Below are 18747 nucleotides of genomic sequence, written 5' to 3'. Positions count from 1 at the left end.
TCAGCGGCGCCACCAGAAGCCGGGCACGACCACGATGGCCGCCGACAGGAGGGCGCCGGCCGCGAAGGCCAGCCTCCCCACCACCAGTCTGCGACGCGGATCCGCGAAAGAGGCGAGCCAGAGCAGCGGAACGGAGGGGAGGAAGGTGTACATCCCGATCAGCGCCCCGGTGAACACCCAGGGCAGGAGCACCGCACCGCAGACCCGGGCGGCGCACACGAAGGCGGCCCGGCGGCGGTGGAGGAGCAGCGGCAGCGCCACCAGGGCGACCGTGAGCGCGACCACCAGCGGGTAGGCCGCCCCCTCCACGAACCGGCTGAACTCCAGCAGCGGCGGGAGGGGGGCCAGCAGGGCGCAGAGCACCAGCGCGAACTGCCAGGGGTGGACCCGCTCCCGCGCCCTCATCCAGGCCCAGACCTCGCGCGGCCCCACCGGCGCCGTCGACATGGCGTCCATGTCCACCCCCTTGCTTGAACGTGTTCAGCTGAACGCGTTCAAGGTAGCGGTCCCCGCACGGACGGGCGACTCCGGGCGCCGTTGTGCCCGGCAGCCGGACCTGCCTATAGTCACTACGCGATCGAGAGGTTACTCAGGGTCACATCGAGACGTGGGGGCAGGCTTGTTACGCATGGCCAGTACGGGCGGCATCGGCAAGGCACTCACCGCGACGGCCGCCGGGGCGCTCCTCGCCCTGGGCGTGGCCGCCGCGCCGGCCACCGCCGCCACCGCCTCCACAGCCGAGGAGCGGTGCGGGACGGCCGACAGCCGGCTGGCGCGGCCGCAGGACCACCGCTTCTACGTGCAGTGCCACGCCGGGGTGGCCACCGTGCTCCCCTGCCCCACCGGCCAGGTGTTCTCCCCGGTTCCGCAGCTCTGCGACGCCCCGGAGCGGGTGCGCCCGGCCGCCCCCACCGCGCTGGCGGCCGCCGTACGCGGTCCGGCCCGGCTGAACGGGCTGCTGTTCGGGGTGAAGAACCTCAGCGCCACCGTCCGCATCGACGGCGCCCCCGCCGGGCTGGACGGCGTACCCGTCACCTTCACCACTCTCGGCGGCAGGACCCTGTGCACCGCCGTCACCGACCAGTTCGGCGCGGCCGGCTGCGACAGCCCCGCCCGGCTCTCGATCCCGCTGGACGAGATCCTGCGCGGTTACCGGGCGAGCTACCAGGGCATCGGCGGGATCTACACCGCTTCCTCGGCCACCGCCCCCGTCGCGCTGCTCTGATCCGGCGCGGGAGCGCCGAGGGGGTGGCGCACCCATACGTTCGGTTCCACGTAGACGGCGTAGCCGTGCTCCGGTTCGCAGTGGACCGGGGCCAGCGCGCCCGGCACCCGTATCGGTCCCCGCGTGTCGAAGGGCAGCCCGGTCCACTCCCGCCACTGCGCGAGCGAGCCGTTGATGGTCATCGACAGCGGGGCCACCGAGTCGATGACGGCCCCCGCCCGCACGTGCACCCGTAGCCACGGGTCGTAGGGGAGGCCGTCCTCGCGGGTCCGGTACGCGTACTCGGACATCGGGGTGTCCGGCTCGGCGGGCTTGCCGCTGGGCCGGACCGGGGCGACGAGCTCCGCGAACCCGGCGGCGCGCACGCTCTCGCGCATCGCGGCCAGCATCCGGCCCGACAGCCCCTCGCCCTGCCGGCCGGTGGCGATGCTGATCTCGATGGCGCTGACCGTGTCGGGCCGGATCCCGCGCCGGCGGTCGGAGAAGGCCCACATCAGGACCGCGTCCCAGCCCTGGGCGGGGAGCGCCCCGGCCCGCTCGGCGGTGTGCAGGGCGAAGGGCAGGCTGAAACCCCGGGCCACCACCGCGTCCCCGTCGGTCGCGATCCACACGTACTCGGGGAACTCGGCGACGATGCGCGGGTAGAGCAGCCAGGCCAGGGAGTCATGGGCGGAGAACTCCGGCCAGGAGTCCTGCATGTCCCAGAGGCGTCCGGCCAGTTCGGGGCGGTCGGCGATCGAGGTGATCTTGATGGCGGTCATCCCCGCAGGCTAGGGCGCCGTCCGGATGCCCTCAACCGGGTTTGCGGGCAGCCCCGGCACCCCGCCCCGCAGCCGCTGCACCGCCTCCACCAGCTCCCCCGGCCCCGACACCCCGGCGAAGCCGAGGCGGATGTACTGGCCGGGCGGTTCGGCGCAGAAGAAGGGCCGCCCGGGCGCGACCGCGACCCCGGCGCGCAGGGCGCCCGCCGCGAAGGTGGCGTCGTCGCCGCCCCCGGTGAGGCGGGTCCACAGCTGGTACCCGCCGGACGGCAGGTGCGACAGCTCCAGCCCCGGCAGCTCCCGCCGCAGCGCGCCCGCGAGCACGTCCCGGCGGTGGCGCAGCTCGGCGGCGACGGCCCGCAGGTGGCGGGGCCAGGCGGGTGCGCCGACGAGTTCGAGGGCGGCCTCCTGGAGCGGGCGGGGCACGAAGAAGCTGTCGACGACCTGGATGGCGCGCAGCCGGTCCAGCACCGGGCCCCGGGCGGCCAGCGCGCCGACCCGCAGGCTGGGCGAGGTGGCCTTGGTCAGGGAGCGGACGTGCACGACCACCCCGTCGGCATCCTCGGCGGCCAGGGTGGCGGGCGGCGGTCCGGCGTCCTCGTGGGCCAGGGCGCGGGCGTAGTCGTCCTCGACGACGAAGGCGCCCGCGGCCCGGGCGATCCGCAGCACCTCGGGCCTGCGCGCGGCGGACAGCACCGCGCCGGTGGGGTTCTGGAACAGCGGCTGGCACACGAAGACCCGCGCGCCGGTCGCTTCGAAGGCGGCGGCCAGCAGCTCCGGCCGGACCCCGTCGGCGTCCACGGGTACGGGTACGGGCCGCAGGCCGGAGGCGCGGGCGATGGCGAGCAGCCCGGGGTAGGTCGGGGACTCCACCAGGACCGGTGCCCCGGGCTGGGCCAGCGCCCGCAGCGCGGTGGTCAGGGCGCTCTGCCCGCCCGCGGTGACCAGGACGTCGGCGGCCGCGACGGCCCCGCCGATCTCCCGGGCGAACCAGTCGCGCAGCTCGGGCAGCCCTTCGGTGGGCGGCCGCCCCCAGGCCCCGGGGCGGCGGCCGGCCCGGGCCAGTGCGGCGGCCATGGCCCGCTCGGGCTGGATGGAGGGGTGCAGGTAGCCGCTGTTGAGGCCGATCACCCCGGTGGGCGGTGTGGTGAGGCAGACCAGTACCCCGGAGGCGTCCACGGAGCGGGGCACCAGCTCGCCGGCGCCTTCCGCGCTGAGGGTGACCTCCTGCCAGGAGGTGTCCCCGTGCGCGGGGTCGGCCGTACGCGGCCGGGCGCGGTAGGCGCCGGCGCCGGGGCGGGTGACCACGAGGCCTTCGGCGGCGAGCTGGGCCAGCGCCCTGGAGACGGTGACGGGGCTGACCCGGTAGCGCTCGACCAGAGCCCGGCTGGACGGCAGCTTTCCACCTACCGGATAGCGGTCGAGTTCCGATCGGAGGGATTCTGCCAGCTCTGCCACACTGCTACGCTCATACATGACAGCACAGAATAGCGCTACTCCCACCGCCACGATAGCGGTTCAGCCAACGAAGCCGACGGAGCCGACGGGCGTCCGCCGGAGCGACGGCGCGGCGGCCCGGGGCGCGACGGCGGTCGGCGGTGCCCGCAGCGGCACCGTCCTCGCCTGCCTCGGCGTCGTCACCTTCTCGCTGACCTTCCCCGCCACCGCCTGGGGCCTGGAGAGCTTCGGCCCCTGGTCGTTCGTCGCGCTGCGCAGCGTCCTGGCCGCCGCCGTCGCGGGCGTCTTCCTGCTGGCGGGGCGGGTGCCCCTGCCGGGCCGTGAGCTGTGGGCGGGGCTCGCCGTGGTCGCGGGCGGGGTGGTGGTCGGCTTCCCGCTGCTGACCACCCTCGCGCTGCAGACCTCCACCACCTCGCACGCCGCCGTCGTCGTCGGCCTGCTGCCGCTCACCACCGCCGCGCTCTCCGCCCTGCGCACCGGCGCCCGCCCCTCGCGCCGCTTCTGGGTGGCGGCCGTCGCCGGGGCCGCGGTCGTGCTGGGCTTCACCCTCGCGCAGAGCGGCGGCGCCCTGTCCGCCGGGGACGCCTACCTGTTCGGGGCGCTCCTGGTGTGCGCCGCCGGGTACACGGAGGGCGCCCGGCTCACCCGGCTGCTGCCGGGCTGGCAGGTGATCGGCTGGGCGCTGGTGCTGTGCCTGCCGCTGACCGTGGCCGGTTCCGCGCTGGGGCTGGCGTACGAGCCCGTGCACCTCACCGGGCACGGCGTGGCCGGTCTGCTCTGGACGGCGATCGGCTCCACCTTCCTCGGGCTCTACGTCTGGTACCGCGGGATGGCCGAGATCGGCGCTCCCCGGGCCAGCCAGCTCCAGCTCGCCCAGCCCCTGCTGACCCTGGTCTGGTCGGTGGCGCTGCTGGGCGAGCGGCTGTCCCCGGCCGCCCCCGTGGCCGCCTGCGCGGTCCTGGTCTGCATCGCCGCCACCCAGCGGGTCAAATAGCCCCGAACCGCCCTAAACTGCTATCACCGGATCGGATCGGACCGCCACCGAGGAGGTCATGTGATGCGCGCTACCGAGGGCGACCAGCTGGTGCAGCACGGCAGGATCGTCGGACAGCACGACAAGGTGGGCGAGATCACCCAGGTGCTGGGCGAGAACGGAACCCCCCCGTACCGGGTCCGTTTCGAGGACGGCCACGAGGCCCTCATGGCCCCCGGGCCCGACTGCGTGGTGCGGCACCCGGCCGAACCCGCCCACTGAACCACCGGGCCGCCGCGCCCCGGCGCGGCGGCCCCGCTCCTCATCGCGGCGGCGCCGCCGACGGGTAGTGGTCGGCGACGACCCTGTCCATCGCGCCGATGGGGTCCGCCAGCACGTGCTTCGCCGAGAAGAAGGAGTGCCCGCCCACCTGCGGGTACCGCGCGGCGAAGGTCAGGTGCCGGGACAGCTCCGCCGGATCGCGCCAGGCCGCCGTCGGGCTGTCCTCGTCGCAGCGGTACAGCGCCTCCCCCACGTAGAGGCCGACGCCCGTCCCCTTCACCGTCTTCGCCCACCAGGGCACGATCTTGGCGTAGTCGGCGGTCGGGTGGCCGATGTGCCAGTAGGCCTGCGGGGCGATGTAGTCCAGCCAGCGCTCGACGACCCACTTGCGGGTGTCCGCGTAGAGGTCGTCGTACGTGGCCACGCCCGCCCGCGTGGGCGAGCCGAGCGGGTCGACGTCGTCGCCCCGCCACACCGCGAACGGGCTGACCCCGAACCGGGCCGCCGGGCGGATCCGCTTCACCGCCGCCGACATCTCCCGCACCAGGGTGTCGATGTTGTCGCGGCGCCAGTCGGCGCGGGAGGCGAAGCCCGACCCGTACCGCTCGAAGGCGTCGTCGTCGTCGAAGCGCTGGCCGGACACCGGGTAGGGGTAGAAGTAGTCGTCCCAGTGCACCCCGTCGACCGGGTAGCGGGAGACCGCGTCGAGCATCGCCTCCTGCACGAAGGCCCGTACCTGCGGCAGGCCGGGGTTGTAATAGAGCTTGCCGCCGTACGCGACGGTCCAGCCGGGGTTGCGGCGGGCCGGGTGCGAGGCGGCGAGCCGGTCGAGGCGGGTGTGGTTGGCGACCCGGTACGGGTTGAACCAGGCGTGCAGCTCCAGCCCCCGCCGGTGCGCCTCGGTGACCGCCGTGCCGAGCGGGTCCCAGCCGGGATCTCGGCCCTGGACCCCCGTCAGCCACTGCGACCAGGGCTCCTTGGGCGAGGGCCACAGGGCGTCGGCCGCCGGCCGGACCTGGAGCATCACGGCGTTCAGCCTCCGCTCCCGCGCCGCGTCGAGCAGCGCGATCAGCTCCGCGCGCTGCTCCGCCGCGGACAGCCCGGATTCGGAGGGCCAGTCGACGTTCTCCACAGAGGCGATCCACATCCCCCGGAACTCCACGGCCGGCGCCCGGCCCCCGCCCCCGCCCGCGCCCGCCCGCTCGGGGACCGCGCCGGTCCTGCCCCGCGCCGCCGCCTCGCCGGCGAGACCGACGGCGGCCGTCGCGGCCAGCACCCCCGCCGCTCCCGCCAGCAGTCCCCGCCGCCCGATGTACGTCATGTGACGACTCCGCTCCGTTCCGTGACAATGCCCTGCGTGCGCCCAGCATGCCCGCCCCGGCCCGCCGCACACGCCAACGACGGGGGTAACGTCGGGGGGCGTGGCGGGCGCCGGAACGCAGTTACCACTGCGCGCATTCGGGGGACCCGCGATGGATGAGCAGCGAAAGGCACGACGTGACGGACCTCTCTACCCTCCCGACCGACATCACCCGGGTCGGCGTGGTGGGCTGCGGCCAGATGGGCGCGGGCATCGCCGAGGTGTGCGCCCGCAGCGGTCTTGAGGTGATGGTCGCCGAGACCACGGGCGAGGCCCTGGAGATCGGACGCACCCGGCTGCACAACTCGCTGACCAAGGCCGCCGAACGCGGCAAGATCAGCGAGGAGGAGCGGGACGCCACCCTGGCCCGCCTCAGCTTCACCACCGACCTCGGCGAGTTCGCCGACCGCGACCTCGTCATCGAGGCCGTCGTCGAGAACGAGCAGATCAAGACGGAGATCTTCCAGGTCCTGGACCAGGTGATCACCCGCCCGGACGCGATCCTCGCCTCCAACACCTCCTCGATCCCGCTGGTCAAGCTGGCCGTCGCGACCTCGCGGCCCGACCAGGTCATCGGCATCCACTTCTTCAACCCGGCCCCGGTGCAGAAGCTCGTCGAGCTGATCCCGGCGCTGACCACGGGCGAGGAGACCGTCAAGCGGGCCGAGGCCCTGGTGCGGAACGTGCTGGGCAAGCACGCGGTCCGCGCCCAGGACCGCTCCGGCTTCGTCGTCAACGCGCTCCTCGTCCCGTACCTGCTGTCCGCGATCCGGATGTTCGAGTCCGGCATCGCGAGCCGCGAGGACATCGACAACGGCATGGAGCTGGGCTGCGCCCACCCGATGGGCCCGCTGAAGCTGTCCGACCTGATCGGCCTCGACACCATCGCCTCGATCGCCGACTCCATGTACGCCGAGTACAAGGAGCCGCTGTACGCCGCTCCCCCGCTGCTCCAGCGGATGGTCGACGCCGGCCGCCTGGGCCGCAAGACGGGCTCGGGCTTCTACCCGTACGGCTGATCCGGCCGGACCGGCCCGACGGCCTACGGGCGGCCCAGCCTCAGGTGGTGCAGCAGGAGCAGCCCGGCCGCCATGTTGGCGGCCGGGACCTCCCCGCGCGCGATCAGGTCCGGTACCAGCTTCAGCGGGACCCACTCCCGGCGGGAGGACTCGAACCCATCCTGCGGGGGCCCGGTGTAGGTGGCCCCGTCCGCCCAGTAGAGGTGGTGGCGGGCGTCGGTGAGCCCGTTGGAGGGCTCCACGGTCATCAGGTGGTGGAGCGGGCCGGGCCGCCAGCCCGACTCCTCCTCCATCTCCCGCGCCGCCGCGGCCTCCAGGGACTCGCCGTCCTCGACCACCCCGGCCGGCAGCTCCCAGCCCCAGCTGTCCGTGATGAACCGGTGCCGCCACAGCAGCAGCACCTCGTCGGCCTCGTTGACGGCCGTGGCGACGGCGACCGGCCGCAGCCGGATCACGAAGTGGTCCAGGTGCCGGCCGTCGGGGAGTTCCACATCCGCGAGGTTCACGTCGAACCAGCGGTTCTTGTACACGTTCTGCTCACTCAGGTTCATCCACTGCACGGTTGTGCCACCTTCCGCATCCGTTGGTGGCAACATGGCAGCAGTTCGAGCCCTCACAGGGGAACGCGCAGCGCCCCGTCGATGAGCTGCGCGGTCTCCTCCGCGCCCGCGCAACCGCTGGTCAGCAGCTGCTGCCTGACGGCCCGCAGCCGGTCCCGGAGCCTGAGCGACTCCATCCCCTTCGCCCGCTCCGCCATCTCCGCGGCCGCCGCCACCGCCCGGTCCGCCTCCCCCTGGCGCAGCTGGATCTCGCACAGCATCGCGAGCCGGTGCACCCGGCCCCGGTCGTGCGCGGGCGCCGAGGCGGCCTCGGCGGCCTGCTCGTGCGCGGCGTCCAGGTCCCCGAGGCTCAGCAGCGCCTCCGCCACCTGGACGTTGACCAGCCCCGGCTGTACGTAGCCCGTCTCGTCGGGCTCCGAGCCGGGCCGGATCCGCTCGGCGGCCGCCTCCGCGCGCCGGATGCAGGCCAGGGCGGCCGCCGTGTCGCCGAGTTGGGCGTAGGCCTTGGCCTGCATCGCGTACAGGTCCGCGGCCAGCGCCGGGGTGGTGTGGCGGCCGGCGGCGCGCAGCGCGGCCTCGGCGAAGGCCACGGCCTGGCGGTACTCCCGCAGGTGCAGCGACTGGTTGACCAGCAGGGCGATCACGTACGCCCCCAGTCCCCGGTCCCCGCTCGCCTTGGCGAGGCGCAGCGCCTGGTGGAAGTAGCGCTGGGCGAGCCCGTGGGCGTCGGAGTCGTAGGCGCAGATCCCGGCGACCGCCACCAGGGATCCGGTGGCCCGGTACAGCAGCCGGCCCACCTCGTCGGGGTAACTGCCGCGCAGCATCGGGGCCGTCTCGCTGCCGAGGAAGCGGACGATCCGGGCGCGGGTGGCCATCCCGCCCGCCCGGCGGTACATCAGCTCGTAGTGGGCCCGCGCGGCCCGCAGGACGTCGATGTGCTCCGGCCCGATCAGCCCGGGGCCGCTGCGGGACACGTCGGCGTCCTCGGGCGGGTTCTCCCACTCCCAGACCGGGATGACGGCCGGGGTGCCGGTGAGGGCCTGCGCGGTGAGCTGTGCGGGCCGGCCCAGCTCGTCGGAGCGCCACAGGGCGGTGGCGCGGTCGACGAAGCCGCTGAGCCTGCTCGTGTGCGGGCCGCTCTGGCCGGGGATGCCGAGTCCGATGTCCTCCAGGGCCAGGGGCCGGTGCAGCCGCCCACCGAGCACCTCGCAGATCAGGTCGGGCACCTGGCCGCGGGGGCGCTGCCCCTTCAACCAGCGGGAGACGGCGGTGTGTTCGTAGCGCAGCGCGAGTCCGCGGGTCCTGCCCGCCTGGTTGACATGCGCGGCGAGTCCGGCGTGGGACATTCCCGCCTCGGCGAGGAGGGCGTCGAGCAGGGCGTTGGGCTGCATGGGCCCCTCCAAGGGCTCGTCGGGACCAGGCTAGTGGGTGCGCGGTTCACACGGGGTGCGAACCGAGTACGCGCATAAATGCGAAACACACCCTGCCGGAGGAGGCCCTCGGGGCGCTTCACTGAAGAGCCTCGCCAAAGAGGCCGCTCGGGTCGTCGGCTCCCCCTCGTACAGTGCGACGACCCGGCACCGCGCCGCCCGTCCTGCTGTCTGCCCGACACTCCATGGCGGACGGGCGGCGCGCGCAGCGGCTGCGCCGGGCCCCGGTTGGTCGCCGGGGTCCGGCCCAGCCGGGCCCCGTCCGCACCGGGCTCGTCCACCGGTCCGGTGCGGACCGGCACCACCCGGTCCAGGCGGGTACGGCCGGGCCGGTTCAGGGCCGGCCCGGCCGCGCCGGACCGCTCAGGCGCGGTCGTTGCGCAGCACCAGCAGGGCGACGTCGTCGGCGAGCCGTCCTCCGGTGTGGCGCAGCAGCGCGGCGTGCACGCCCGCCACCAGCCGGGCGGGCGTGAGCGCCGGAGCCCGTGCCAGGACGCGGCGCAGCGGGAAGAAGCGGCCCTGGCGGTCCCGGGCGTCCTCGGCGCCGTCGGTGTGCAGCACGAGCATCTCGCCGGGGCGCAGCCGCCCGCACGGTGTGGGCCGCACGTCCGGCGGCACCGGCACCACCCCGAGCGGGGGCAGCGTATCCCCGCCGGTCAGCGGCCGCACGTCCCTCGTTCCCCGGGGCTCAGAACTTTCAGCCTCGCCGGCGATTGAGGCGCGGGCGCGGTAGCGCCGTGTCTGGAGCCGCGCCGGCGATGGAGGCGGGAACGGTCGAAGGGCGGGGAGGGGACCGGCCCCGCAGGGCTCCGGCTCGGGCTCCGGTTCCGCGGCTGACAGCGGGGCCGGCCGGAGGCGGTAGGGCCAGGGGTGGCCGCAGTTGAGGGCCAGGAGCGAGCCGTCCGGGGCGATCTGGAGCAGCAGCAGCGTGACGAAGTCCTCCGCGACCGGCGACCGCGGCTCCACCGCACAGGCCGCCGGGTGTTCGGCGCGGGCCCGCTCGCGCAGGTGCCGCTGGAGGGAGCGTTCCATCCGGCGCAGGACCCCGGGCAGGGACGGTTCGTCGTACGCCGCCTCGCGGAAGGAGCCGAGGACGGCGGCGGCCGCCCCCAGCGCCGGCAGCCCGTGGCCGCGTACGTCCCCGATCACCACGCGCACCCCGTACGCCGTCGGCACGGCCTCGTACAGGTCCCCGCCGACGGCCGCGCCCCGGCTCGCCGACAGCTGGGCGGCGGACACCGCGATGCCGTCGATCCGGCCGGGCAGGGGGCGCAGCAGGACCCGCTGGGTGGCACCGGCGATCTCCCGCGAGCGCCGCAGTTCGGCGCGGAGCCCGCGCCGGATGTGCAGGGCGCAGCCCGTGGCCAGCAGCAGGAACGCCGCGCAGGTGGCGAGGCTGGGCCCGAGGGGGCCGGGGGTGGACAGTTCCCAGGACACCGCGGCGCCGCCCCAGGCGAGGACGCACACCCGGCGCGTCCGGGGCATCCGCCCGTGCGTGATCATCCGTAGGACACTCCCCTCCGGCTCGACGGCCGGAACGATTGTGTCGACCTCCAGACGTACCGGACACGGGTCACCGGGCTTCTCACCCGAATGAGTGAGGGCCCCGTCCGATGGTTCGGACGGGGCCCTCAGCCGGCCTGGTGGCGTGACGCTCACGCGCCGCGCAGCACCGCCCCGGTCCGCTCGCCGGCCAGGGCCACCGCCGCGTCGCGGGCGGCCGTGGACTCCTCGGCCGTCAGCGTGCGGTCGGCGGCGCGGAAGCGCAGCGCGTAGGCCAGGGACTTCTTGCCCTCGCCCACCTGCTCGCCGGTGAAGACGTCGAACAGCCGCAGGGATTCGAGCAGTTCGCCCGCGCCCGTGCGCAGCGCCGCCTCGACGGAGGCCGCCGGGACGGACGCGTCCACGATCAGCGCGACGTCCTGGGTCGCCACCGGGAAGGTGGAGATCCGGGGCGCCTGGAGGGCCTCGCCGCCGGCCGCCGCGAGGCGGTCGAGGTCGAGCTCCATGGCGCTGGTGCGGGCGGGCAGGCCCATCGCCTTGACCACGCGCGGGTGCAGCTCACCGGCGTGGCCGATGACCGTCTCCACACCGTCGAGGGTGACGATCAGCTCGGCGCAGCGGCCCGGGTGCCAGGGGCCGTACTGGCCCTGGCGGACCACCAGTTCGGCACCGGCCTCGACGGCCAGCGCGCGGGCGGCCTGGACGGCGTCCGCCCAGTCGGCCGGGCGGCCCTTGCCCCACCAGCCGGCCTGCTCGCGGGCACCGGCCAGCACGACCGCGGCGTAGCGCGGCTGCGCGGGCAGGGCCGCGTCCAGGGTGGCGATCTCCTCGTCCGTGGGACGCCGGTCGACGGGCAGCCGTACGGCGACGCCCGGCCGGTCGGTGGCGCGGAAGACCGAGCCGGTCTCGAAGAGCGCGAGGTCGTGGCTGCCCCGGCTGTCGTTGCGGCGCAGCGCGCCGAGCAGACCCGGCAGCAGCGTGGTGCGCAGCGCCGGCTCCTCGTCGGAGATCGGGTTGACCAGCTTGACGACCTGGCGGGTGGCGTCGTGCGCGGGGAGCTGGAGCTGGTCGAAGACCTGCTCGCCGATGAACGGGTAGCTCAGCGCCTCGACGTAGCCGGAGCCGGCCAGCGTGCGGCCGACGCGGCGGTGCAGCTGCTGCCGGGGGGTCAGGCCGCGGCCGGAGGGCACCTGCGGGAGGGTGGACGGGAGGTTCCCGTAGCCCTCCAGCCGGATGACTTCCTCGGCGAGGTCGTTGGGCTCGGCGAGGTCGGGCCGCCACGAGGGGACGGTGACGACGAGCTCGTCCTGGCCGTGTACGGCGCAGCCGATCTCCTGGAGGCGGCGGACGACGGTCTCACGGCCGTAGTCCATGCCCGCGACGCGGTCGGGGTGGTCGGCGCTCATCGCGACCGTGCGCGGGGCGCCCGGGGCGGTGAGCTCGGTGACCCCGGCCTCGGCGGTGCCGCCCGCGAGCAGCACGAGGAGGTCCACGGTCCGCTGCGCGGCCGCGCCGGCGGCCTGCGGGTCGACGCCCCGCTCGAAGCGCTTGGAGGCCTCGGAGGAGAGCTTCATGCGGCGGGCGGTGCGCGAGATCGACACGGCGTCGAAGTGCGCGGCCTCGATGACCACGTCGGTGGTGCCGGTGACGACGCCCGTCTCCGGGTCGGTGACGGAGTCGGCGATCTCGGTGTTGGCACCGCCCATGACACCGGCGAGCCCGATCGGGCCGCTTTCGTCGGTGATCACCAGGTCCTCGGCGTCGAGGGTGCGCTTGACCCCGTCGAGGGTGGTGAACTTCTCGCCCTGCTCGGCACGGCGGACGCCGATGGCGCCGTCGAGGCGCGAACGGTCGTAGGCGTGCAGGGGCTGGCCGAGCTCCAGCATCACGTAGTTGGTGACGTCCACGGCCAGCGAGATCGGGCGCATGCCCGCCTTCTGGAGGCGGCGCGTCAGCCAGATCGGGGAGCGGGCCTCGGGGTCGAGACCGGTCACGGTGCGGGCGGCGAAGCGGTCGCAGCCGGCCGGGTCGTCGATCCGGACGAGGTAGCCGTAGGAGTTGGGCGCCGGGACGTCGAGCAGCGCCGGGTCGCGCAGCGGCAGGCCGTACGCGGTGGCGGCCTCACGGGCCACACCGCGCATCGACATGCAGTAGCCGCGGTCCGGGGTGATGTCGATGTCGAGGACCTCGTCGACGAGCTGGAGCAGCTCGATCGCGTCGGTGCCGACCTCGTGCTCGTGCGGCAGCACGATGATGCCGTGCGTGCCGTCGTCGCCCATGCCCAGCTCCTCGCCGGAGCAGATCATGCCGTGCGAGGTGCGGCCGTAGGTCTTGCGCGAGGCGATCGCGAAGTCCCCGGGCAGGACGGCGCCGGGCAGGACCACGACGACCTTGTCGCCGACGGCGAAGTTCCGGGCGCCGCAGACGATCTCCTGCGGCTCGCCGGTGCCGTTGGCCAGGCCGACGTCGACCGTGCAGAAGCGGATCGGCTTGCGGAAGCCCTCGAGCTCCTCGATGGTCAGCACCTGGCCGACGGCGAGGGGGCCCTTGAGGCCGGCGCCGAGCTGTTCGACGGTCTCGACCTCGAGGCCGGCGTCGACCAGCTTGGCGGCCACGTCACGGCCGGTCTCACCCGCGGGGAGGTCTACGTACTCCCGCAGCCAGGAAAGCGGGACGCGCATCAGATCTCACTCCCGAACGGCCGGGTGAAACGCACGTCACCCTCGACCATGTCTCGCATGTCTTCGACGTTGTGGCGGAACATCAGCATCCGTTCGATGCCGAACCCGAAGGCGAACCCGCTGTACTTCTCGGGGTCCACACCGCAGGCGACGAGCACCTTGGGGTTGACCATGCCGCAGCCGCCGAGCTCGATCCAGCCCTCGCTGGAGCAGGTACGGCAGGGGCGGTCGGGGTTGCCCACCGACTCGCCGCGGCAGACGTAGCACTGCATGTCCATCTCGGCGGACGGCTCGGTGAAGGGGAAGAAGTGCGGGCGCAGGCGCGTGGTGGTGCCCTCGCCGAACAGCTCCTGGACCATGTGGTCCATGGTGCCCTTGAGGTCCGCCATCGTCAGGCCCTCGTCCACGGCGAGCAGCTCGACCTGGTGGAAGACGGGCGTGTGCGTCGCGTCGAGCTCGTCGGTGCGGTACACCCGGCCCGGGCAGACGATGTAGACGGGGGGCTTGCGCTCCAGCAGCGAGCGCGCCTGCACCGGGGAGGTGTGGGTGCGCAGCACGACACCGGACTCGTCGCCCTCGGTGCCTTCCGGCCCCTGGACGAAGAAGGTGTCCTGCATCTGGCGCGCCGGGTGGTCGGGCGTGAAGTTGAGGGCGTCGAAGTTGAACCACTCCGCCTCGACCTCGGGGCCTTCCGCGACCTCGTAGCCCATGGCCACGAAGATGTCCGCGATGCGGTCCATCAGCGTGGTCAGGGGGTGGCGGGCGCCGGCGGGCACGCGGTCGTAAGGCAGCGTGACGTCCACGGCCTCCTCGACCAGCACCCGCTCGTCGCGCTCGGCCTCCAGCTCGACCGTGCGGGCCCCGAAGGCCTTGTTCACGGCGCCGCGGGCCTGCCCGACGCGCTTGCCCGCCTCGGCCTTGGCCTGGGGCGGCAGGGCGCCGATCTCCCGGTTGGCGAGCGCCAGGGGCGAGCGGTCGCCCATGTGCGCGGTCTTCGCCTCGCGGAGCTCGTCGAGGTCACCGGCGGAGGCGAAGGCGGCGAGCGCCTCGTCCCGCATGCGCTCGATCTCTTCCGGTTTCAGTGCCTCGACCTCGACAGGGTCGTACGACTTGTTCGGTGCCGACATCTCTTCCCGTACTTCCGATGGCTGGCTGGATGGGTCCCCGTACGACTCGATCGACGTGATCGGCACAAGGACACAAAGGTGCCAAAGGACGAGTCTAAAGGTCGACGGGGGTGAAGGGGGCCCGTGGGCCGCCTGGCGAGACTCTCCGCAGGGTTACTGCGTGAGGTAGGCCGGGGCGCTCACGGGCAGGATAAATCGGAACTCGGCGCCGCCGCCGGGGCCGCGGCCGACCGTGATGGTGCCGCCGTGGGCCTCGACGATGCCCTTGACGATGTACAGGCCCAGGCCGGTGCCGCCGCGCTTGCTGCCCCGCCAGAAGCGGGTGAACACGCGGGCCATCGACTCCTCGGGGATCCCCGGGCCTTCGTCGGTCACGGTGACGGCGGTTCCCTTCTCGTGCGGCGACACGTCGATGGTGACCGTTCCGTCACCGTGGCGCACCGCATTTTCGAGGAGGTTGCCGAGGATCTGGTCGATCTTGTCCGGATCGGCCCAGCAGTCGGGCAGGTCACTGCTGACCCGTACGAGGAACCGCTCGGGCGCCTGGCCGTTCGCGGTGAGCGCCTGGACGTGGCGCCCCACGGCGGCGGCGAGGTCCACCGGCTGGCGGCGCACCTCCAGCCGCCCGGAGTCGATGCGGGAGATGTCGAGGAGCTCGGCGATCAGGCGGGTGACGCGGTTGGCGTCGGCGTCGACGGTCTCCAGCATCAGCCGCTTCTGGTCGTCGGTGAACCGCTCCCACTTGGCGAGCAGGGTCGCGGTGAAGCCCTTGACGGAGGTCAGCGGGGAGCGCAGCTCGTGCGCGACGGTCGCGATCAGCTCGGCGTGGCTGCGCTCGGTGCGGCGGCGGGCCTCGGTGCCGCGCAGGGTGACCACGAGGCGGCGCAGCGGGCCGGTGGGGTGGGTGCGTACGTACCGGGCGGAGACCAGCACCTCACGGCCGCCGGGCAGCAGCAGGTTGCGCTCGGGCTGGCCGCGCCGGGTCGCGAGGCCGCCGTAGGGGTCGGTCAGCGCCCACCAGCGGCGGCCCTCGAGGTCCTCCAGCGGCAGGGCGCTGTCGATGCGGGCGCCGAGGGCCTGGCCGGCCGCGATGGCGGTGATCCGGGAGGCGGCCCGGTTGAAGCAGATGACCCGCCCGGCGTGGTCGGCGACGACGAGCCCGTCGGGCAGCTCGTCGGGATCCATCCCGAAGCCGCCGTCCCCCTGGCCGGGGGTCTCCTCGGCGCCCGGGACGGCCGCGCCGCCGGGACCCTCGCCCGCGCCGGGCACACGCGGCCGCCCGCCCGCGTCCTGCGCCCGGGCGGCTGCGCCACGGTCCGGAGCGCGCCCGGCGGGGCCGGACTGCGGCGGGACTCCGCTCAGGCCGTCGGGGGTGTCCCGGAACCGCTGCTCGGCCGCGTCCGCGGCTCCCGCGGCTCCGGTGGCTCCCGGCGAGCTGTTCGTACCGACGGTCATGTCCCCGTTACCCCACATCTCCGAGTAGCGCAGTGGGCCCCCGGGCGGCCACATTACTAGCTGGGGGTCACGGAGCGGCACCCTCCGGGCGCCCGCTGTGCACGCGCGGAGGCGTAGAGGCACACGGCGGCGGCCGTCGCGAGGTTCAGGCTCTCGGCCTTGCCGTGGATCGGGACCCGTACGACGGCGTCCGCGAGCGCCCTGGTCTCCTCGGGCAGGCCCCAGGCCTCGTTGCCGAAGACCCAGGCGGAGGGCCCGCCCATGGTGCCCGCGTCCAGCTCGGCGTCGAGGTCGTCCTCGCCGGCCCCGTCGGCCGCGAGGATCCGTACACCCGCCGCCCGCAGCCCCTCCACGGCCTGCTCCACCGGTACGCCGACGGCGACCGGCAGGTGGAAGAGGGAGCCCACGGAGGCCCGTACGGACTTCGGGTTGTACAGGTCGACGGAGGCGTCGGTCAGCACCACGGCGTCCGCCCCGGCGGCGTCCGCGCAGCGCAGCACCGTACCGGCGTTCCCGGGGTCGCGGACGTGCGCGAGGACGGCGACCAGCTTCGGCCCGGCCTTGAGGATCTCCTCGAACGGGGAGTCCAGGAAGTGGCAGACGCCGACCAGCCCCTGCGGGGTGACGGTCTGCGACACCTCGGCCAGCACCTCGTCGGAGGCGTAGTGCACGCGGGCCCCGCCCAGCAGCGCCGCCTCGACGATGTCGGCGTAGCGCTCGGCGGCCTCGACGGTGGCGAACAGCTCGATCAGGGTCGCGCCCTGGGCCCCGCGGTGCTCGACGGCCTCACGGACGGCCTGCGGGCCCTCGGCGATGAACCGGCGCTCCTTGGTGCGGAAGTTCCGCCGCGCCAGGCGCCTGGCGGCGGCCACCCGGGGGGATCGGGGGGAGATCAGCTCGTCGGGGTGACCCATGGTGTGTGCGGTTCTCTCTCGGGGTTCCGGGGCGGGGCTGGCGGGGCCGGCGGGGCCGGCCGGCAGGGCCGGGCGAAAGCACACGGACCCGCAGGCGAATCGCCTGCGGGTCCGTGGGTGCCGGTCGCGTGAAGCGGGCCGGCTAAGGCTTAGGCAGCGGCCTTGGGGGCGTTGACGTCGGCCGGAAGCGCCTTCTGCGCGACCTCGACGAGCGCGGCGAACGCGTTGGCGTCGTTGACGGCCAGCTCCGCGAGGATCTTGCGGTCCACCTCGATGTTGGCGGCCTTCAGACCCTGGATGAGGCGGTTGTACGTCATGCCGTTCTGGCGGGCAGCGGCGTTGATGCGCTGGATCCACAGCTGACGGAAGTCGCCCTTGCGCTTCTTGCGGTCGTTGAAGTTGTAGACCAGCGAGTGGGTGACCTGCTCCTTGGCCTTGCGGTACAGGCGCGAACGCTGACCGCGGTAGCCCTTGGCCGCCTCGAGGATTGCCCGGCGCTTCTTGTGGGCGTTTACTGCCCGCTTGACGCGTGCCACTTTTTAACTCCTTGTAGCGGGGCCGTGGATGTCTTCACACGGCCCGAATTCGATGGGGTCCCGGTTCTTGACGCTCGTCCGCTCCCTGACGCGGGAGCGGAGGGCATCAGATGCCGAGAAGCTTCTTGATCTTCGCGGCGTCGCCGGGGGCCATCTCCGCGGTGCCGGTCAGGCGGCGGGTGACACGGGACGACTTGTGCTCGAGCAGGTGGCGCTTGCCGGCGCGCTCACGGAGCACCTTGCCGGAGCCGGTGACCTTGAAGCGCTTCTTGGTACCGCTGTGCGTCTTGTTCTTCGGCATGGCGCCGTTATCTCCTCGTCGGTGGCGCTCCCACCGGCCCGGTACGGGACCGGCTTGCGGGAGCGTCAGTTGTGTCGGTGATCCGAAGCGGGCTGCCTCGGTATCAGGCCTCGGTGTTCGCCTCGGCCTCGGCCTCGGCGGGGGCAGCCTCGTCAGAGACGGCCTCGGTGGTCTCCGCCTCGATCGTGGCGGCTTCCTCGACGGGGGCCTCCTCGGAGGGGACCTCCTCGCCGGTGACGGCGACACCCTGGCGCTCGGCCTTGCGGGCGGCCTGCGCCTCGCGGGCTTCGGCCATGGCCTCGGTCTTCTTCTTGTGCGGACCGAGGACCATGATCATGTTTCGGCCGTCCTGCTTCGGGTTCGACTCGATGAACCCGAGGTCCTCGACGTCCGAAGCGAGGCGCTGCAGCAGTCGGTAGCCGAGTTCCGGCCTGGACTGCTCGCGACCACGGAACATGATCGTGATCTTGACCTTGTCGCCCTGCTTGAGGAACCGAACGACGTGACCCTTCTTGGTGTCATAGTCGTGCGGGTCGATCTTCGGCCGGAGCTTCATTTCCTTGATGACCGTGTGCGCCTGGTTCTTGCGCGCCTCACGGGCCTTCATGGCCGACTCGTACTTGAACTTGCCGTAGTCCATGAGCTTGCAGACCGGCGGGCGTGCGGACGCCGCGACCTCGACCAGGTCGAGGTCGTACTCCTGCGCCAGCTCAAGCGCCTTGGCAAGCGGCACGATGCCGACCTGCTCGCCGCTGGGACCGACGAGTCGTACCTCGGGAACGCGAATCCGGTCGTTGATGCGGGGCTCGGTGCTGATGGATCCTCCTCGGTAGCACCACACGGCTGCCTGGCAGACAGCCGCTGACGTCATGTGTCGTCAGACCTACCGCGGCGGAGAATGAAAAAAGCCCCGCCGGGCACAGGCAGGGGCTCCAATACAACCGGAGCACCGCCGCGTGCGAACCGCGGGGCGCAGACTCGGGCAGCTTTCCATCGTCCGTACGGAACGATGGATGCCGCCTGACCGGATGACCCGCCTCCCCGGAGGGTGGTCGGGTGGGAGAACGGAGCCTCCACTTGTGGGCCGGGCACATACGTGTCCGGCCGGTCGAAGTACATACTAGCACCCGCGTTGCAAGGCCGCCGCACGGCATATCGTGGG

The 18747-nt window shown here is 73.6% G+C and carries 18 protein-coding genes; 4 read left to right on the top strand and 14 right to left on the bottom strand.

Annotation, left to right across the window (positions count from 1 at the left end):
* Window positions 1-456 (bottom strand): hypothetical protein, encoded by a 456-nt coding sequence (locus OOK31_RS28405; protein ID WP_267090218.1) that lies wholly within the window; start codon window positions 454-456, stop codon window positions 1-3.
* Between the two features lie 172 nt (window positions 457-628).
* On the opposite strand from OOK31_RS28405, the gene OOK31_RS28400 reads away from it, so the two are divergent.
* The gene (locus tag OOK31_RS28400; RefSeq protein WP_267090217.1) at window positions 629-1225 is read left to right on the top strand and encodes a chitin binding peritrophin-A domain-containing protein; all 597 of its coding nucleotides are present in this window, start codon (window positions 629-631) and stop codon (window positions 1223-1225) included.
* Here the strand turns inward: OOK31_RS28400 and OOK31_RS28395 are convergent.
* Together OOK31_RS28395 and OOK31_RS28390 are read right to left on the bottom strand one after the other, a co-directional pair.
* Complete coding sequence (locus tag OOK31_RS28395; protein ID WP_267090216.1) at window positions 1183-1986, bottom strand: N-acetyltransferase; 804 nt, start codon at window positions 1984-1986, stop codon at window positions 1183-1185. The genes OOK31_RS28400 and OOK31_RS28395 overlap by 43 nt on opposite strands.
* Window positions 1987-1995: 9 nt before the next feature.
* Window positions 1996-3462 carry a PLP-dependent aminotransferase family protein gene (locus tag OOK31_RS28390; RefSeq protein WP_267090215.1) on the bottom strand — a complete coding sequence of 489 codons (1467 nt, stop codon included), beginning with the start codon at window positions 3460-3462 and terminating at the stop codon, window positions 1996-1998.
* Between OOK31_RS28390 and OOK31_RS28385 the strand changes: the two genes are divergently transcribed.
* Window positions 3461-4438, top strand: coding sequence for a DMT family transporter (locus OOK31_RS28385; protein ID WP_267090214.1), 978 nt, complete (start codon window positions 3461-3463; stop codon window positions 4436-4438). The two genes, OOK31_RS28390 and OOK31_RS28385, sit on opposite strands and share 2 nt — an antisense overlap.
* A gap of 63 nt (window positions 4439-4501) precedes the next feature.
* Complete coding sequence (locus OOK31_RS28380) at window positions 4502-4699, top strand: DUF1918 domain-containing protein (RefSeq protein WP_267090213.1); 198 nt, start codon at window positions 4502-4504, stop codon at window positions 4697-4699.
* Window positions 4700-4739: 40 nt separating this feature from the next.
* Here the strand turns inward: OOK31_RS28380 and OOK31_RS28375 are convergent, their stop codons facing one another.
* Window positions 4740-6020 (bottom strand): glycoside hydrolase family 10 protein, encoded by a 1281-nt coding sequence (locus tag OOK31_RS28375; RefSeq protein ID WP_267090212.1) that lies wholly within the window; start codon window positions 6018-6020, stop codon window positions 4740-4742.
* A 155-nt stretch (window positions 6021-6175) separates the two neighbouring features.
* On the opposite strand from OOK31_RS28375, the gene OOK31_RS28370 reads away from it, so the two are divergent.
* Complete coding sequence (locus tag OOK31_RS28370; protein WP_267090211.1) at window positions 6176-7078, top strand: 3-hydroxybutyryl-CoA dehydrogenase; 903 nt, start codon at window positions 6176-6178, stop codon at window positions 7076-7078.
* A gap of 23 nt (window positions 7079-7101) precedes the next feature.
* On the opposite strand, the gene OOK31_RS28365 is transcribed toward OOK31_RS28370, so the two are convergent.
* The 10 genes from OOK31_RS28365 to infC all read right to left on the bottom strand — a co-directional run bounded on the left by OOK31_RS28365 (window position 7102) and on the right by infC (window position 18426).
* On the bottom strand, window positions 7102-7638 hold the full coding sequence (locus OOK31_RS28365; protein ID WP_267090210.1) for an NUDIX domain-containing protein: 537 nt from the start codon (window positions 7636-7638) through the stop codon (window positions 7102-7104).
* Window positions 7639-7691: 53 nt separating this feature from the next.
* Window positions 7692-9029 carry a transcriptional regulator gene (locus OOK31_RS28360; RefSeq protein ID WP_267090209.1) on the bottom strand — a complete coding sequence of 446 codons (1338 nt, stop codon included), beginning with the start codon at window positions 9027-9029 and terminating at the stop codon, window positions 7692-7694.
* A 402-nt stretch (window positions 9030-9431) separates the two neighbouring features.
* Entirely contained in the window at window positions 9432-10571 is a 1140-nt protein-coding gene (locus tag OOK31_RS28355; RefSeq protein WP_267090208.1) for a PP2C family protein-serine/threonine phosphatase, read from the bottom strand.
* A gap of 152 nt (window positions 10572-10723) precedes the next feature.
* Window positions 10724-13252: a phenylalanine--tRNA ligase subunit beta gene (gene pheT / locus OOK31_RS28350; RefSeq protein WP_267090207.1), complete on the bottom strand. Its 2529-nt coding sequence runs from the start codon at window positions 13250-13252 to the stop codon at window positions 10724-10726.
* Window positions 13252-14379 carry a phenylalanine--tRNA ligase subunit alpha gene (pheS, locus tag OOK31_RS28345; protein ID WP_267090206.1) on the bottom strand — a complete coding sequence of 376 codons (1128 nt, stop codon included), beginning with the start codon at window positions 14377-14379 and terminating at the stop codon, window positions 13252-13254. The genes pheT and pheS overlap by 1 nt, the downstream gene beginning before the upstream one ends.
* Window positions 14380-14532: 153 nt before the next feature.
* Window positions 14533-15564, bottom strand: a complete 1032-nt coding sequence (locus tag OOK31_RS28340; RefSeq protein WP_267090450.1) for an ATP-binding protein — start codon at window positions 15562-15564, stop codon at window positions 14533-14535.
* 326 nt (window positions 15565-15890) lie between these two features.
* Window positions 15891-16748 (bottom strand): RNA methyltransferase, encoded by an 858-nt coding sequence (locus tag OOK31_RS28335; RefSeq protein ID WP_267090205.1) that lies wholly within the window; start codon window positions 16746-16748, stop codon window positions 15891-15893.
* Between the two features lie 149 nt (window positions 16749-16897).
* Entirely contained in the window at window positions 16898-17284 is a 387-nt protein-coding gene (gene rplT / locus OOK31_RS28330; RefSeq protein ID WP_267090204.1) for a 50S ribosomal protein L20, read from the bottom strand.
* Window positions 17285-17390: 106 nt separating this feature from the next.
* Window positions 17391-17585 carry a 50S ribosomal protein L35 gene (gene rpmI, locus OOK31_RS28325; RefSeq protein ID WP_266598480.1) on the bottom strand — a complete coding sequence of 65 codons (195 nt, stop codon included), beginning with the start codon at window positions 17583-17585 and terminating at the stop codon, window positions 17391-17393.
* A 103-nt stretch (window positions 17586-17688) separates the two neighbouring features.
* The gene (gene infC / locus OOK31_RS28320; RefSeq protein WP_267090449.1) at window positions 17689-18426 is read right to left on the bottom strand and encodes a translation initiation factor IF-3; all 738 of its coding nucleotides are present in this window, start codon (window positions 18424-18426) and stop codon (window positions 17689-17691) included.
* Between the last annotated feature and the right edge of the window lie 321 nt (window positions 18427-18747).

Origin of the sequence: Streptomyces sp. NBC_00249, from assembly GCF_026342355.1 — a bacterium.
Taxonomy (GTDB): domain Bacteria; phylum Actinomycetota; class Actinomycetes; order Streptomycetales; family Streptomycetaceae; genus Streptomyces.
The sequence above is the reverse complement of the archived record's forward strand: the minus strand, read 5'-3'. Positions and strand labels throughout refer to the sequence as shown.